The sequence below is a fragment of the Brachybacterium huguangmaarense genome (genome assembly GCF_025725725.1).
Lineage (GTDB): Bacteria > Actinomycetota > Actinomycetes > Actinomycetales > Dermabacteraceae > Brachybacterium > Brachybacterium huguangmaarense.
Genome location: NZ_CP107020.1, coordinates 2,212,960 through 2,226,860 on the forward strand (window position 1 = coordinate 2,212,960; position 13,901 = coordinate 2,226,860).

Annotated in this window: 10 protein-coding genes; 7 read left to right on the forward strand and 3 right to left on the reverse strand. The window is 72.9% G+C overall.

What is annotated here, in order from left to right:
• Positions 1–19 precede the first annotated feature (19 nt).
• From glgB to glgX, 3 genes are read right to left on the reverse strand one after another with little or no spacing between them, the layout of a single operon-like run.
• Entirely contained in the window at positions 20–2,698 is a 2,679-nt protein-coding gene (glgB, locus tag BRM3_RS10110; RefSeq protein ID WP_263593199.1) for a 1,4-alpha-glucan branching protein GlgB, read from the reverse strand.
• Entirely contained in the window at positions 2,691–4,772 is a 2,082-nt protein-coding gene (locus BRM3_RS10115; protein ID WP_396126901.1) for an alpha-1,4-glucan--maltose-1-phosphate maltosyltransferase, read from the reverse strand. The genes glgB and BRM3_RS10115 overlap by 8 nt, the downstream gene beginning before the upstream one ends.
• A gap of 35 nt (positions 4,773–4,807) precedes the next feature.
• Positions 4,808–7,057, reverse strand: coding sequence for a glycogen debranching protein GlgX (gene glgX / locus BRM3_RS10120; protein WP_263593200.1), 2,250 nt, complete (start codon positions 7,055–7,057; stop codon positions 4,808–4,810).
• Between the two features lie 204 nt (positions 7,058–7,261).
• Between glgX and BRM3_RS10125 the strand changes: the two genes are divergently transcribed.
• The 7 genes from BRM3_RS10125 to BRM3_RS10155 are packed head-to-tail and all read left to right on the forward strand — an operon-like array spanning position 7,262 to position 13,817.
• Complete coding sequence (locus tag BRM3_RS10125; protein WP_263593201.1) at positions 7,262–8,338, forward strand: AAA family ATPase; 1,077 nt, start codon at positions 7,262–7,264, stop codon at positions 8,336–8,338.
• Positions 8,339–8,342: 4 nt separating this feature from the next.
• On the forward strand, positions 8,343–9,239 hold the full coding sequence (locus BRM3_RS10130) for a DUF58 domain-containing protein (RefSeq protein WP_263593202.1): 897 nt from the start codon (positions 8,343–8,345) through the stop codon (positions 9,237–9,239).
• On the forward strand, positions 9,226–9,699 hold the full coding sequence (locus BRM3_RS10135) for a hypothetical protein (protein WP_263593203.1): 474 nt from the start codon (positions 9,226–9,228) through the stop codon (positions 9,697–9,699). Before BRM3_RS10130 ends, BRM3_RS10135 begins: the two co-directional genes overlap by 14 nt.
• Positions 9,696–10,712, forward strand: coding sequence for a vWA domain-containing protein (locus tag BRM3_RS10140; RefSeq protein ID WP_263593204.1), 1,017 nt, complete (start codon positions 9,696–9,698; stop codon positions 10,710–10,712). The genes BRM3_RS10135 and BRM3_RS10140 overlap by 4 nt, the downstream gene beginning before the upstream one ends.
• The gene (locus BRM3_RS10145; protein WP_263593205.1) at positions 10,697–11,722 is read left to right on the forward strand and encodes a vWA domain-containing protein; all 1,026 of its coding nucleotides are present in this window, start codon (positions 10,697–10,699) and stop codon (positions 11,720–11,722) included. Before BRM3_RS10140 ends, BRM3_RS10145 begins: the two co-directional genes overlap by 16 nt.
• Positions 11,719–12,642, forward strand: coding sequence for a hypothetical protein (locus BRM3_RS10150; RefSeq protein ID WP_263593206.1), 924 nt, complete (start codon positions 11,719–11,721; stop codon positions 12,640–12,642). Before BRM3_RS10145 ends, BRM3_RS10150 begins: the two co-directional genes overlap by 4 nt.
• Positions 12,636–13,817: a cysteine desulfurase family protein gene (locus BRM3_RS10155; RefSeq protein ID WP_263593207.1), complete on the forward strand. Its 1,182-nt coding sequence runs from the start codon at positions 12,636–12,638 to the stop codon at positions 13,815–13,817. Before BRM3_RS10150 ends, BRM3_RS10155 begins: the two co-directional genes overlap by 7 nt.
• Positions 13,818–13,901: the final 84 nt, after the last annotated feature.

The window sequence follows — 13,901 nt, forward strand, 5'->3', positions numbered from 1 at the left end:
CGCGTGCGTGAGGGACCGGTCAGCGCGCGGTCAGCCGCTCCGGCACGAGGATCACGGCGCCGAGCGGGGGCACCGAGAGGCGCACCGAGTGCTCGCGTCCGTGCATCGGCACCTGCTCGGCATCGACCCGTCCCAGGTTGCCCACGCCGCTGCCGCCGTACACGGGGGCATCGGAGTTGAGCACCTCGGACCAGCCGCCGCCCTCGGGCAGCGGAACCCGGTAGCCCTCCCACGGCACGCTCGAGAAGTTCACGACCACGACCACGGGGTCGCCGTTGCGGGCGCGCCGCGCGAAGGCGATCGTGTCGTGACCGGCGTCGTCGCCGACCAGCCACTCGAAGCCCGCCGGATCCTGGTCGAGCTCGGACAGCGCGGGGTAGCGGTGCTGGAGGCCGTTGAGGTCGCGCACGAGCTGCTGGACCCCGCGGTGCAGCGGGTACTCCAGGAGCCACCACGGCAGCCCGGTCTCCTCGGACCACTCGGTGCCCTGGGCGAACTCGGTGCCCATGAAGATGAGCTGCTTGCCGGGGTGGGCCCACTGGAACGCCAGGTAGGCGCGCGTCGTCGCCGCCTGCTGCCAGTCGTCGCCGGGGGTCTTGCGCAGCAGCGAGCCCTTGCCGTGCACGACCTCGTCATGGCTGATCGGCAGCACGAAGTTCTCGGAGTACTGGTAGACCATCGAGAAGGTGAGCTCGCCGTGGTGGTACTGGCGATGGATCGGCTCCTCCGAGAGGTACTCGAGGGTGTCGTGCATCCAGCCCATGTTCCACTTGAAGCCGAAGCCCAGCCCGCCCTGGTCGGTGGGCCGCGTGACGCCCGGGAAGGACGTCGACTCCTCGGCGATCATCGTGATGCCGGGAGCGCGCTTGTAGGCGGTCGCGTTGACCTCCTGCAGGAACTGGATCGACTCGAGGTTCTCGCGGCCCCCGTACTCGTTGGGGACCCACTGCCCGTCCTCGCGGGAGTAGTCGAGGTAGAGCATCGAGGCGACGGCGTCGACCCGCAGGCCGTCGACGTGGAACTCCTCGAGCCAGTAGCACGCGTTGGCGACGAGGAAGTTCTTCACCTCACGGCGGCCCAGGTCGAAGATGTACGTGCCCCAGTCCGGGTGCTCGCCCTTGCGGGGGTCGGCGTGCTCGTACAGCGGGGTGCCGTCGAAGCGGGCGAGCGCGAACTCGTCCTTGGGGAAGTGGGCCGGGACCCAGTCCATGATCACGCCGATGCCGGCCCGATGCAGGGTGTCGATGAGGTGGCGCAGGTCGTCGGGCGAGCCCAGACGCGAGGTCGGCGCGTAGTAGCCGGTCACCTGGTAGCCCCACGAACCGCCGAAGGGGTGCTCGGCGACCGGCATGAACTCGACGTGCGTGAAGCCCATCTCGCGCACGTAGGCGACGAGCTCGTCGGCCAGCTCGCGGTAGCCCAGGCCCGGGCGCCAGCTCGCGAGGTGCACCTCGTAGATGGACATGGGCGAGGCGATCGCCTGGGTCTGCGCCCGCTCGGCGAGCCATGCGTCGTCGTCCCACTCGTACGAGGAGGCGGTCACGATCGAGCCCGTCGCGGGCGGCACCTCGGTGCGCCGCGCGAGCGGGTCGGCCTTGTCGCGCCACACGCCGTCGGCGCCGAGGATCCGGTACTTGTAGACCGCTCCGTCGCCGACGCCCGGCAGGAACAGCTCCCAGATGCCCGAGCCGCCGAGGCTGCGCAGCGAGCACGTGCGCCCGTCCCACGCGTCGAAGTCGCCGACCACCTGCACGGCCCGGGCGTTGGGCGCCCAGACCGAGAAGCTCGTGCCCGCGACGCCGTCGACCTCGCGCACGTGGGCGCCGAGGGCCTTCCACAGCTCCTCGTGGCGTCCCTCCTGCAGGAGGTAGAGGTCGAGCTCGCCCAGGGTGGGCAGGAAGCGGTAGGGGTCCTCGACGTCGACGGGCGCGGCGCCGTCGGTCCACTGCACCCGCAGGGTGTAGCGGGGGAGGTCCTCGCGCGCGACGACGGCGCGCCAGATGCCGTTGTACTCGTGCTCCATCTCGACGGTCGTGCCGTCGGGCAGCACGACCGCGACGGCCTGGGCGAGCGGCTTGAGGGTGCGCACGGTGACCGCGCCGTCGTACGGATGCGCGCCGAGCACCGAGTGCGGATCGTGGTAGCTGCCGGTCGCGGCGGCGCCGAGCTCGTGCTCGGAGGCCGGCAGCGGTCGCGGCGCCGCGGCGGGCTCGGCCGCCGGCGCGGCGGCCTTCGTGGTCTTCGCGGTCGCCCGGGTGCGGCGCGGCGCGGCCGGGGTCTCCGCGGCCTCGGCGGTCTTGGCCGTGGCGGTGCGGGTGCGCTTGGCGGGTGCGGCGGGGGTCTCCGCGGCCTCGACAGGTTTGGCCTTGGTCGCCCGCGTGCGCTTGGCCGGCGCCGCCGGGGTGCTCGCGGCGGCCTCCGCGGTCTCGGCGGCCTTGGCCTTGGTGGTGCGGGTGCGCTTGGCCGGTGCGGGGGTCGTCCCGGTGGTCTCGGCGGCCTCCGCGGTCTCGGCAGGCTTGGCCTTGGTGGTCCGCGTGCGCCTGGCCGGTGCCGCCGTGGGCTCGGCGCCCTCGGCTCCCGTGGCGGCCTTGGCCCTCGTGGCCCGCGTGCGCTTCGGCGCGTTCGGGGTGCCGGCGGCGTCCGCGGAGGCGGCGGGGTCGGCCGGCGTGGTGCGGCGGGGGGCGTCTCGATCAGGCATGGTGAGTCTCCTCGGGGTGGATGATGCGCAGGATGTGGGCGGGGCGGCTGTCGGGGTCCAGCCCCACGTAGGGGTGCTCGCCCCACGTGAAGCGCTCCCCGGTCAGGAGGTCCTCCACCTCGAACTCGCCCGAGACGCCGAGGGCACCGAGGTCGAGATGGACGGTGCCCCACGAGCCGCGGTCGTGCGCCGTCAGCGAGGCGACGATCACGGTGTCGGGGGCGCCGGTGCCGGTCGCGTCCGCGGCCAGGTGCTTGGAGAACACCAGGAGCTGGTCGTCGTCGGCCGTGTGGAACGCGATGTCGGTCAGCTGCTGGAGCGCCGGATGGTCGCGACGGATCGTGTTCAGGCGCGTCAGCAGCGGCTCGAGGGAGCGGCCCTCGCGCAGGGCGCCGGCCCAGTCACGCGGGCGGAACTCGTACTTCTCGTTGTCGATCTGCTCCTCGGCGCCCGGGCGCGGCACGTCCTCGACGAGCTCGTAGCCGGAGTAGACGCCCCACGTCGGCACGAGCGTGGCCGCGAGGATCGCGCGCAGCGTGAAGGCGCGGCGCCCGCCGCCGCTCATGAACGGCGTCAGGATGTCGTGCGTCGTGGGCCAGAAGCTCGGGCGCATGTACGGCGAGGACTCGACGAGCTCCTCGAGGTACTCGCGCAGCTCCTCGGGGGTGTGGCGCCACGTGTAGTACGTGTACGACTGGTGGAAGCCCACCTTGCCGAGCGTGTGCATCATCGTGGGCCGCGTGAACGCCTCGGCCAGGAAGATCACCTCGGGATGCTTCTCGGCGAACTCGGCGAGCAGCTCCTCCCAGAAGCGGACCGGCTTGGTGTGCGGGTTGTCGACGCGGAACAGCGTGACCCCGTGCTCGACCCAGTGCTCGAGCACGTCGCGGATGGCCGCGTACAGACCCTCGTAGTCGGCGTCGAAGCTCAGAGGATAGATGTCCTGGTACTTCTTGGGCGGGTTCTCCGCGTAGGCGATCGTGCCGTCGGCGCGCACCGAGAACCACTCGGGGTGCTCGGCGACCCACGGGTGGTCGGGGGAGCACTGCAGGGCGATGTCGAGGGCCACCTCGAGGCCGAGCTCGCGGGCGCGCCCGACGAACGCGTCGAAGTCCTCGAGCGTGCCCAGATCCGGGTGGATCGCGTCGTGCCCGCCGTCGGCCGAGCCGATCGCGTACGGCGAGCCCGGGTCCCCGGGATGCACCTCGAGGGTGTTGTTGCGGCCCTTGCGGAACGTCGTGCCGATCGGGTGGATCGGCGTCAGGTAGGCGACGTCGAAGCCCATCGCGGCGATCCGGTCGAGAGCCCCGGCCGCGGTGCGCAGGGTGCCGGAGATCCAGCCGCCGTGCTGGGCGTCGAAGCGGGCTCCCTCGGAGCGCGGGAAGAACTCGTACCACGAGCCGTACAGGGCGCGCGGGCGCTGGACCACGAGCGCGTGGGGGCCGCTCACCGTGACGCCGTCGCGAAGGGGGCGCTGATGCAGCACCTCGCGCAGATCGGCGGCGATGGCCGGCGCGAGGCGGGACTCGGGCGACAGCGCGTGATTGCGCAGGGAGTCGATCGCCGCCCGGGCGAGGGTCGCATCCGCGGCAGGCCGGGCGCCGGCCTCCGCCTCCTCGACGACGCGCGTGAGCACGTGCACGCCCTCGGTGAGCATGAGATCGGTGTCGATGCCGGCCGGGACCTTGATCTCGGCGTTGTGCACCCAGGTGTCGTACGGCGCGGAGAAGGCCTCGATCGAGAAGGTCCAGGGGCCCTCGGCGTCCGGCCGCACCGAGCCGGCCCACAGGTCCAGGCCCGGGTTGGTCGACGTGAGCGGCGAGCGGGAGTGCTCGCTCCCGTCCGGGGCCGTGAGCACGACCTGCACGCCCATCGCGTCGTGCCCCTCGCGGAAGGCGTTGGCCCCCACGGGCACGGTCTCGCCGACCGTGGCGCGAGCCGGGAACCGGCCCCCGTCGACCACGGGGGAGACCCCCATGATCGGGACGCGTCCCACCCCGGCGGACCAGGGGGACGGGCGCTGTCCGGCTGCCTGGGAGGCGGCGGAGCGCGGCGGATCGGTGGGCTGGGACATGGCGTCTCCCCCCTCGTCGGAAGCTTCGGCGAGATTCACCCTAGAGGATCGAGCGCCTCCGCGTCCCCGCCGATCAGCAGGACGACCACGGTGCCCGCCGGGACCTCGAGGAGCGAGCTGTCCGCGCCCGTGCAGACATAGGGCTCCTGGGCCGTCTCGTCCGCCGAGCTGAAGAGCACCGAGACCTCGCCGCCCGACCACGGGGCCCCCGGCAGGCGCACCTGCTTGGTCATGCGGGCGCCGTTGACGACGACCACGAGATGCCCTTCGCCCGGGGCGCCGGGGCGCAGCATCTGGAGCGTGTCGCGATGGGCGTCGAACCAGTCCTCGTGCCGCAGCGGCTCGCCGTCCGGCCCGAACCAGGCGATCTGGTTCTTGGCGGGGCTCTCGGGGTCGGCGTCGCGCAGGAACTCGACCGGGCGCAGGCGCTGGAAGCGCCGGCGCAGACCCAGCAGGGCCCGCGTCACCTCGACCATCGCGAGCTCGTGCTCGTCGCGGTCCCACGAGACCCACGAGATCCGGGTGTCCTGGCAGTAGGCGTTGTTGTTGCCGCCCTGCGTGCGCAGGGCCTCGTCGCCGGCCGTGATCATCGGGGTGCCCGAGGCCAGCAGGAGGGTCGCCATCACCGAGCGGGCGCTGCGCCGCCGCCGTGCCGCGATCCGGTCGGCGTCGGGCACGCTCGCGTCGAGCGGCCCCTCGTGACCGTGGTTGTACGACCGGTTGTCGCTCGTGCCGTCGCGGTTGTCCTCGCCGTTGGCGAGGTTGTGCTTGGTCTCGTACTCGGTGAGGTCGCGCAGCGTGAAGCCGTCGTGCGCGGTCACGTAGTTCACGGACGCCCACGGGGCGCGCAGGTGGCGGTCCGGCGCCAGGCCCGGCGGGTCGTGACGGGCGAAGACGTCCTCGCTCCCCGCGAGCCGGGTCGCGATGTCGCGCACCCCGCCGATCTGGGTGGTCCCGGTGCGCTCGCGCCGGCCCGGATCCTCGAGCCAGAACGACCGCACGTCGTTGCGGAACGCGTCGTTCCACTCGGCGAACGGGGGCGGGAAGCCGCCCGTGCGCCAGCCGTAGCCGCCCACGTCCCACGGCTCGGCGATGAGCTTGACGTCGCGCAGCACGGGATCGGTCGTGATCGCGCGCAGCAGCGGATGGTCGGCGCGGAAGCCGCGGTCGTCGCGGCCCAGCGTGGCCGCGAGGTCGAAGCGGAAGCCGTCGATCCCGAAGTCCTGGACCCAGTGGCGCATCGAGGCCAGGATCAGGTCCACCACGTGGCCCGATCGCATGTTCAGGCTGTTGCCGGTGCCCGTGAAGTCCACGAACGAGCCGTGGTCCATCCAGTAGTAGTCGGCGGCGTCGAGGCCGCGCAGGCTCAGCGACGGGCCGTCGGCGCCGCCCTCGGCGCTGTGGTTGTAGACGACGTCGCAGATGACCTCGATCCCCGCCGCGTGCAGGGAGCGGACCATGGCGCGGACCTCCTCGAGCACCGCGCCGGGGCCCGCCTCCTGGGCGCGCCGGGTCGCGTACGAGGGCTCGGGGGCGAAGTAGGACAGCGTCGAGTAGCCCCAGTAGTTGGTCAGGCCCGTGCGGGCCAGATGGGCCTCGTCCATCGCGGCGTGGATCGGCAGCAGCTCGATCGCCGTGACCCCGAGGTCCCGCAGGTACCGGGTGACGACGTCGTGGCCGAGACCCGCGTAGGTGCCGCGCAGCTCGGGCGGCAGGTCGGGATGCAGCGCCGTGAAGCCGCGCACGTGCGCCTCGTACAGCACGGTCGTGCCCCACGGGGTGCGCGGGGCGCCCTCCCGGCCGACGGGCACGTGCGGGCTCCCCACCACCGACCACACGGCCTGGTCGGCGTTGTCGTCGGTGCTCATGCGCAGCGGCCCCTCGGCGACGGGACGCAGCAGGGCGTCGACCTCGTGGCCGAACATGCTCGACAGCAGCGGGGACGAGTGGGAGACCGCGACGCCGCGCGGGTCCAGCAGCACCTTGTGCGGGTTCGCGAAGCAACCCGCGCCCGGGTCCCAGGGACCGTACACGCGCAGCCCGTAGTGCGTGCCGGGGGTCAGCCCCTCGACGTCACCCCACCACATGCCGCCGTCGAAGCGGTCGAGGCGGATCCGGTGCTCGAACGCGCCGTGGCGCACGCACAGGTCCACGGCCTGCGCCCGCGGGGCGTGCACGCCGAACGTGCCGTGCCCGGACGCGTCGACGTGCAGGCCCGGCTCCGCTGGGGGAGGAGGCGGGCCGACGGCAGGACCGACGAGGGCGGGGGCGGGGCGCGGTGACACGCGCAGAATCCTGCCACCCGCCGGGGGCCGGTGCGACATCAGGACCCGGCGCGCGGCGGCCCCTCCCGGCGCGGCCTCGGGCCCGGACGCTAGGATCGGTGCGTCGCGACGGCGGGTGAGCCGACCCGCACGGCGATGCCGCGCGGCCGGGCCACGGGCCGGCCGCACCGATGATCCACAGCACCACGGGGAGCGCACGGACAGATGAGTCAGCCCATCCAGGCACGCCACGACGATCCCCGGCGCGCGAGCGCTCCCGTGCGCTCGGGCCGCAGCTTCACCCCGGCGACGCCCGCCCTGCGCGTGCAGGACCTCGAGCGGTCCGGTGCGATCGTCACCGCGATCTCCGGGGTCTTCGGCTCACGCGTGGTGGGCCAGGAGAACCTGCGGCTGACCCTGCTGGCCTCGCTCGCAGCCGGCGGCCATGTGCTGCTCGAGTCCGTGCCCGGCCTGGCCAAGACGACCGCCGCCTCGGCTCTCGCGTCGGCGATCGGCGGCTCCTTCCACCGCATCCAGTGCACGCCGGACCTGATGCCCAACGACATCATCGGCACCCAGATCTTCAACTACGGCTCCGGCACGTTCACGACGCAGCTGGGCCCCGTGCACGCCAACATCGTGCTGCTCGACGAGATCAACCGCTCGAGCGCCAAGACCCAGTCGGCCATGCTCGAGGCGATGCAGGAGCGCCAGACCTCGATCGGCGGCGAGATCCACCGCCTCCCCGAGCCGTTCATGGTGCTCGCGACCCAGAACCCGATCGAGGAGGAGGGTACCTACGTCCTCCCCGAGGCGCAGATGGACCGCTTCCTCATCAAGGAGGTGCTGACCTATCCGCGGCCCGGCGAGGAGCACGAGATCCTCGACCGCTCGACGGCCGGGACCCTCGCCGCGCCCCAGCAGGCGCCGTCGGCCGCGGTCACCCTGGACGACATCCGCTTCCTCCAGCGCGCCGTCGACCAGGTCTACGTCGACGAGGCCGTCAAGCGCTACATCGTCGACCTGGTCTTCACGACGCGCGGCTCGGGCCCCCGGCCCGTGCCCAACCTGACCCAGTCGGTGCGGGTCGGCGCGAGCCCCCGCGGCTCCCTCGCGCTCATGCGGGTGGGCCAGGCCCACGCCCTCATCCACGGCCGCGACTACGTCACGCCCGACGACGTGCGCGCCATGCGCTATGGCGTGCTGCGCCACCGCCTCGTGCTCACCTTCGACGCGCTCGCCGGCGGCGTGTCGCCCGAGACCATCATCGACGCGGTCTTCCGCGCCGTGCCGATGCCCTGACCGCATGGCCGCCTCTCTGCTGACCCGGGTCAAGGCCAAGGTCGACCTGCACACCTCGCGCCGCGCGCGGGGCCTGATCCAGGGCCGCGGCCGCTCGATGTTCAAGGGCAGCGGCGAGGACTTCGACGACCTGAAGTTCTACCAGCCCGGCGACAAGATCTCCGACATCGACTGGAAGGCCACGGCCCGCTCGGGCGAGCCCCTCATCCGCCAGTTCAACGAGGAGCGGGTGCGCCACCTCTCGATCGTCGCCGACACCTCCGACGCGATGGCGGCGACCGCGGCCGACGGCACCTCCAAGCGCGAGGCGATGATCCTCGCGGCGGGGCTCGTGTGCTTCCTCGCCCAGACCAACGGCGACCTCGTGGGCCTCGTCGCCGGCAGCCCCGCCGGGCCCGTGCAGCTGCCCTCGCGCTCCTCCGACGGGCACCTCGAGCTGCTGCTGCGCACCATCCAGCAGAGCACGGACACCGCCTCCCCGGCCCCCGACAGCGCGTGGCTGCTCGAGCGCGCCTTCCGCGTGACCCGCCACGCCTCGCTCATGACGATCATCACCGACGAGGCGCACCCCGCCCTCGAGGACTTCTCGATGCTGCGGCGCCTGACGACCCGCCACGACCTCCTCGTGATCCGGATCGCGGACGCCGACCCGCTGCTCGCCGACGACCTCGACCACGACGTCGTCGACGTCAACACCCCGCGCGAGATCTCCTCGATCTCGCGGTCCTCGGCCCGGGTGCGGCGCGACGTGCAGGCCTACCGCACCGGCCGCCGGGACGCGATCTCCGGCATGCTCGACCACCTGCACGTCTCCCACCTGGTCACCCAGGGCGAGACGACCGTGGTCGACGACATGGTCACGCTGCTGCGACGCAGGGAGTTCCGCCGTGACCATCGCTGACGGACCCCAGATCATCGACCCGCCCCAGTACTCGATCGCGTGGCTCATCCTCGCGGTGCTGTGCGTGCTCGTGATGCTCGCCCTCGTGCTCGGCACGCTCCGTGTGACGCGCGCGGTCGTCGAGCGCGCCGCCTACCGGGCGCGGCCGAGCGACATCGAGACCCTCAAGGCCGAGTTCCTGCGCGCGGTCAACGACATCGGCGACCGCTTCGACGAGGGCGAGCTCGACGCGCGCGCCGCCCACCGTGAGCTCACGGGCGTCATGCGGCGCTTCGTGCGCCGCACCACGGGCTTCGACGTGACCAGCCAGGACGTCACGACCCTGCTCGCCGACGCCCGCACCCGGGAGGTCGGGCGCCTCGTGGCCGACCTCTACGAGCCCGAGTTCGCACGCGCGAGCGAGCGCCAGCTCGCCGAGTCCCTGCGACGCGCCCGGGGGGTGGTCCGGTCGTGGTCATGAGCCTGTGGTGGGTGACGCTGCTGCTGCTCGTCGCCGGCGTCGCGGTGTGGGCTATTGCCTTCTGGAACCGGCGCTCGACGCGGCGCGCACCCGTCGTCGTCGCCAACTCCGAGTTCCTCGAGCGCGTGCCGAGCTTCGCGCGCTCCCAGTCGACCGCCCGACTCCTGCGCGTGCTGCTCGTGGTGATCGCCGTGCTGGGCCTGGTCGGCTCGTCCGTGCTCTCGGGCCGCGTCGCGACCGAGCGCGTGCAGACCCCGGCCTTCGCCAACCGCGACATCGTGCTGTGCCTGGACATCTCGGGGTCGATGTACCAGTACGACACCGAGATCCTGTCGACCTTCGCCGACATGGTCGACTCCTTCGAGGGCGAGCGGGTGGCCCTGTCGATCTTCAACTCGACCTCGCGCACGGCCTTCCCGCTGACCAACGACTACGACCTGATCCATCGGGAGCTGTCGGCCGACGCCCAGGCGATCGACTTCGACGAGCAGGGCTACCGGATGGGCACGCGCGAGTACTCGGCGGACAAGCGGCGCCAGTTCGCGGACTTCATCGCGGGCACCCGCGGACTGGACGACCAGGCCTCTCTCGTGCCCGACGGCCTCGCGGCGTGCGCCCAGGAGTTCGACCACGCCGAGCAGGACCGGAGCCGGTCGATCATCCTGGCCACCGACAACGAGGTCAACGGCGATCCGATCTACTCGCTCGACGAGGCCGCCTCGACCCTCGACCAGCGCGACATCACCCTCTACACGTTCTACCCCGGCGCCTCGGAGTGCTCGAGCACGTGCGCCGACGAGCTCAAGCAGGTCACGGAGGGCCACGGCGGCCACTTCTTCTCCTCGAGCGACCCGAACGCGATCCCCTCGATCCTCAACCAGATCCAGAAGACGCAGGCGGCCGAGATGGGGGCGACACCGACCCTGATCCGCACCGACCACCCGCTGTTCGGCTGGGTCGTGAGCTTCCTGGCGGTCCTGGGCGTCATCCTCGCGGGATGGAGGTCGCGCTGATGCTGCGCGCCGAGCACCTGATCCCGCTGTGGCTCACGATCGTCCTGTTCGTGCCGCTGCTCGCCGCGACCGTCGTGCTGCTCGTGCGCCGGCCGCGCCAGCGCCTGGCCTGGCTGCGCCGCGCCCTCATGGTGCTCCTGCTGCTCGTGGTCGCGATCCGCCCCGCGACCCCGCTGGACACCGAGCAGACCCATCGGATGAACGCCAACGTGTTCTTCGTGGTCGACCGGACCGGCTCCATGAACGCCGAGGACTACGACGGCGACACGCCGCGGCTCGACGGCGTCAAGGACGACATGCGCGCGATCGCCGGCATGACCGAGGGCTCGCGCTACTCGATCATCAGCTTCGACTCGAGCGCGACCCAGCAGCTCCCGCTCACGACCGACGCCGGCGCCCTCGACGCCTGGATCGACACCCTCACGGTCGAGCCGACCGCCTACTCGAAGGGCTCGAACGTGGACCGTCCGCTCAGCACCCTGCTGAGCGCGGTCTCCGAGGCCAAGCGGGACGACCCCGAGTCCTCGGTCCTCGTGTACGTCCTGTCCGACGGCGAGAACACCGACTCTCAGGAGTCCGAGACCTTCAGCGCCGCCGCCCAGTTCGTCGACGGGGGCGGCGTGCTCGGCTACGGCACCGCGCAGGGCGGCCCCATGAAGACGACCGGCGGCCCCGACGCCGGCCAGTACATCACCGACTCCTCCGGCGCCCGCGGCATCTCGAAGATCGACGAGAAGCAGCTGCAGACGATCGCTCAGCAGCTGGGCGTGCCCTACCTCCACCGCACCGAGCCCGGGCAGGACCTCTCGGCGACCATGGAGGGCATCACGCTGCGCTCCATCCCGTCCACGAGCAGCCGGCGCGCGCCGTCGTTCGAGGACTGGTACTGGATCGCGGCGATCCCGCTCGCCCTGCTGTTCATCTGGGAGCTCGGGGAGATGACCTACCGGCTCCCGCGCCGCATCGAGCGCACCGACTTCACCCGCTCCGGATCCGAGGGGGGACCATGACTGCACCCGCCACCGACCGTCCCGAGACTCCCGACGCCGACGTGCCCGAGACGCTCGCGCAGCCCGAGCCCCGGCGCCCGCGCGACTTCGGCATCGACACCCGTCGCCTGCGGCGCCTGCGACGGATCGTCTTCGCGATCCTCGCCCTGCCGCTGCTCGTGCTCGGCCTGCTCGCGATCAAGTTCGTGTCGATGCCGCTCACCCAGGCGTGGTCGACCTCCGCCTACGACGACGGCGACTACCCCACGGCCGTCGAGCGGCTCGGACCGCTCGGGGTCGTCAACTGGTTCGAGCCCTACCTGCCCCATCTCACGCGCGGCACGAACCTGCTCCAGCAGGGCGACGACGCCGCCGCCGAGAAGGAGCTGCGGATCGCGCTGAGCGACTGGGAGAAGGCCTCGGACCTCAACCATCCCCTGCACGCCCAGTGCAAGATCCTCAACAACCTCGCGATCTCCATCGAGCGCCAGGCCGACCGGATCGAGGATCCCACCGAGCGCGGCGACCGTCTCTACGAGGCCGAGCAGCTGCTCGCGCCGTGCGCGGGCGGCGGCGGAGGCGGCGAGGGGCAGGGCCAGGGCGGCGGAGGCGGCCAGGGCAACGAGGACGAGGGCACGACCGGCGACAACGGCAAGCGCATCGAGGACAAGCGCAAGCAGGCCGACGAGGAGTCCGGGCGCGGCGAGCGCGAGGGCGACCAGGACGAGGGCTCCGCGCCCCAGACCGACGAGCGCGACGACAACGACCCCAAGCACGACGACCCGTCGGGCACGGAGCCGCCCGAGGAGGCGCCGACCCCAGGCGACAGCGACGACCAGGACAAGCAGGACCAGCTCGAGGAGCGCAACCAGAGCGCCAACCAGGGCGAGGGCGACGAGTCCGACGACGGCGCCTCGCAGAACCCGGCGAAGCCATGGTGAGCGCCGACCGCGCGCCCCGCGCCTACCTCGACCACGCCGCGACCACGGCGCTGCGCCCGAGCGCGCGCGAGGCCTACCTCGCGACCGCGGACGTCCTCGGCAACCCGACCTCGATCCACGCGTCGGGGCGGCGGGCCCGCGCGGCGCTCGACGACGCGCTCGACTCGATCGCAGCGGACCTCGGCGTGCCGCGCACGTGGCTCGTGCTCACCTCGGGCGGCACGGAGGCGGACAACCTCGCCGTGCGCGGCGGCGCGCTCGGCGCCCTGGCCGCCGACCCCACCCGCACCGCGGTCGCCGTCTGCGCGACCGACCACCCCGCGACCCTCGAGGCCGCGCGGGCCCTCGGCACCTCCCATGAGGTGCGCGAGCTCCCGGTCGACGCGGACGGCCGCCTGGACCCCGGCGCCGTCGACGAGGCGCTCGCCGACGGCCGCGTCGGGCTCATGACTCTCGCCCTCGCCAACAACGAGACGGGGATCCTCCAGGACGTCGAGGGCCTCGCCGCGATCGCCCGGGGCCACGGCACCCTCGTGCACACCGACGCCGTGCAGGCCGTCGGGCACGCGGACCTGCCCGCCCCCGGCGCGGTCCCGCTCATGACGATGACCGGCCACAAGATCGGGGCGCCCGTCGGGGTGGGCCTGCTCGTGGCCGACCCCGACGTGCCGCTCGTGCCGCAGAGCGCGGGCGGGGGACAGCAGCGCGGGGTGCGCTCGGGGACCCTCGACGCCCCGCACGCCGCGGCCCTCGCCGCGGCCCTCCACGAGACTCTCGGGGACGCCGAGGCCGAGCGGGCCCGGCTGCGCGACCTCGGCGCCCGACTGCGGGCGGGCATCCGCGCGCTCGACCCGAGCGCCCGCCTCACGGCCGGCGACGGGGTCGACGTCGCCGACCACGTCGTGCACGTGCTCTTCCCCGGCGCCGACGCGCAGTCGCTCCTGTACCTGCTGGACGAGCGGGGGATCGACGCCTCGGCCGGATCGGCGTGCAGCGCGGGCGTCACCCAGGCGAGCCCCGTCCTCGAGGCGATGCACGTGCCCGAGCACCTCGCCCGCGGAGCCCTGCGCCTGTCGCTCGGCTGGACGAGCACCCAGGACGACGTCGCCCGGGTGCTCGCCGCCCTGCCCGAGGTGCTCGAGCGCTCGCGCGCCGTCGCGTCCCTCACCCGCTGAGCCCGGCGCCGCCCGGGCCTCGTGCGCACGGTCGTAGACTGCGCCGGGTGCCCGGCCAGGGCGCGACCACGACCCGGGACACAG

Excerpts from the sequence above, each read along its gene's own strand:
- BRM3_RS10130 (WP_263593202.1), top strand. The coding sequence starts at position 8,343 with ATGGCCGCCTCTCTGCTGACCCGGGTCAAGGCCAAGGTCGACCTGCAC.
- BRM3_RS10145 (WP_263593205.1), top strand. The coding sequence starts at position 10,697 with ATGGAGGTCGCGCTGATGCTGCGCGCCGAGCACCTGATCCCGCTGTGG.
- BRM3_RS10115 (WP_396126901.1), bottom strand. The coding sequence starts at position 4,772 with ATGTCCCAGCCCACCGATCCGCCGCGCTCCGCCGCCTCCCAGGCAGCC.
- BRM3_RS10140 (WP_263593204.1), top strand. The coding sequence starts at position 9,696 with ATGAGCCTGTGGTGGGTGACGCTGCTGCTGCTCGTCGCCGGCGTCGCG.
- glgB (WP_263593199.1), bottom strand. The coding sequence starts at position 2,698 with ATGCCTGATCGAGACGCCCCCCGCCGCACCACGCCGGCCGACCCCGCC.
- BRM3_RS10155 (WP_263593207.1), top strand. The coding sequence starts at position 12,636 with ATGGTGAGCGCCGACCGCGCGCCCCGCGCCTACCTCGACCACGCCGCG.
- BRM3_RS10150 (WP_263593206.1), top strand. The coding sequence starts at position 11,719 with ATGACTGCACCCGCCACCGACCGTCCCGAGACTCCCGACGCCGACGTG.
- BRM3_RS10125 (WP_263593201.1), top strand. The coding sequence starts at position 7,262 with ATGAGTCAGCCCATCCAGGCACGCCACGACGATCCCCGGCGCGCGAGC.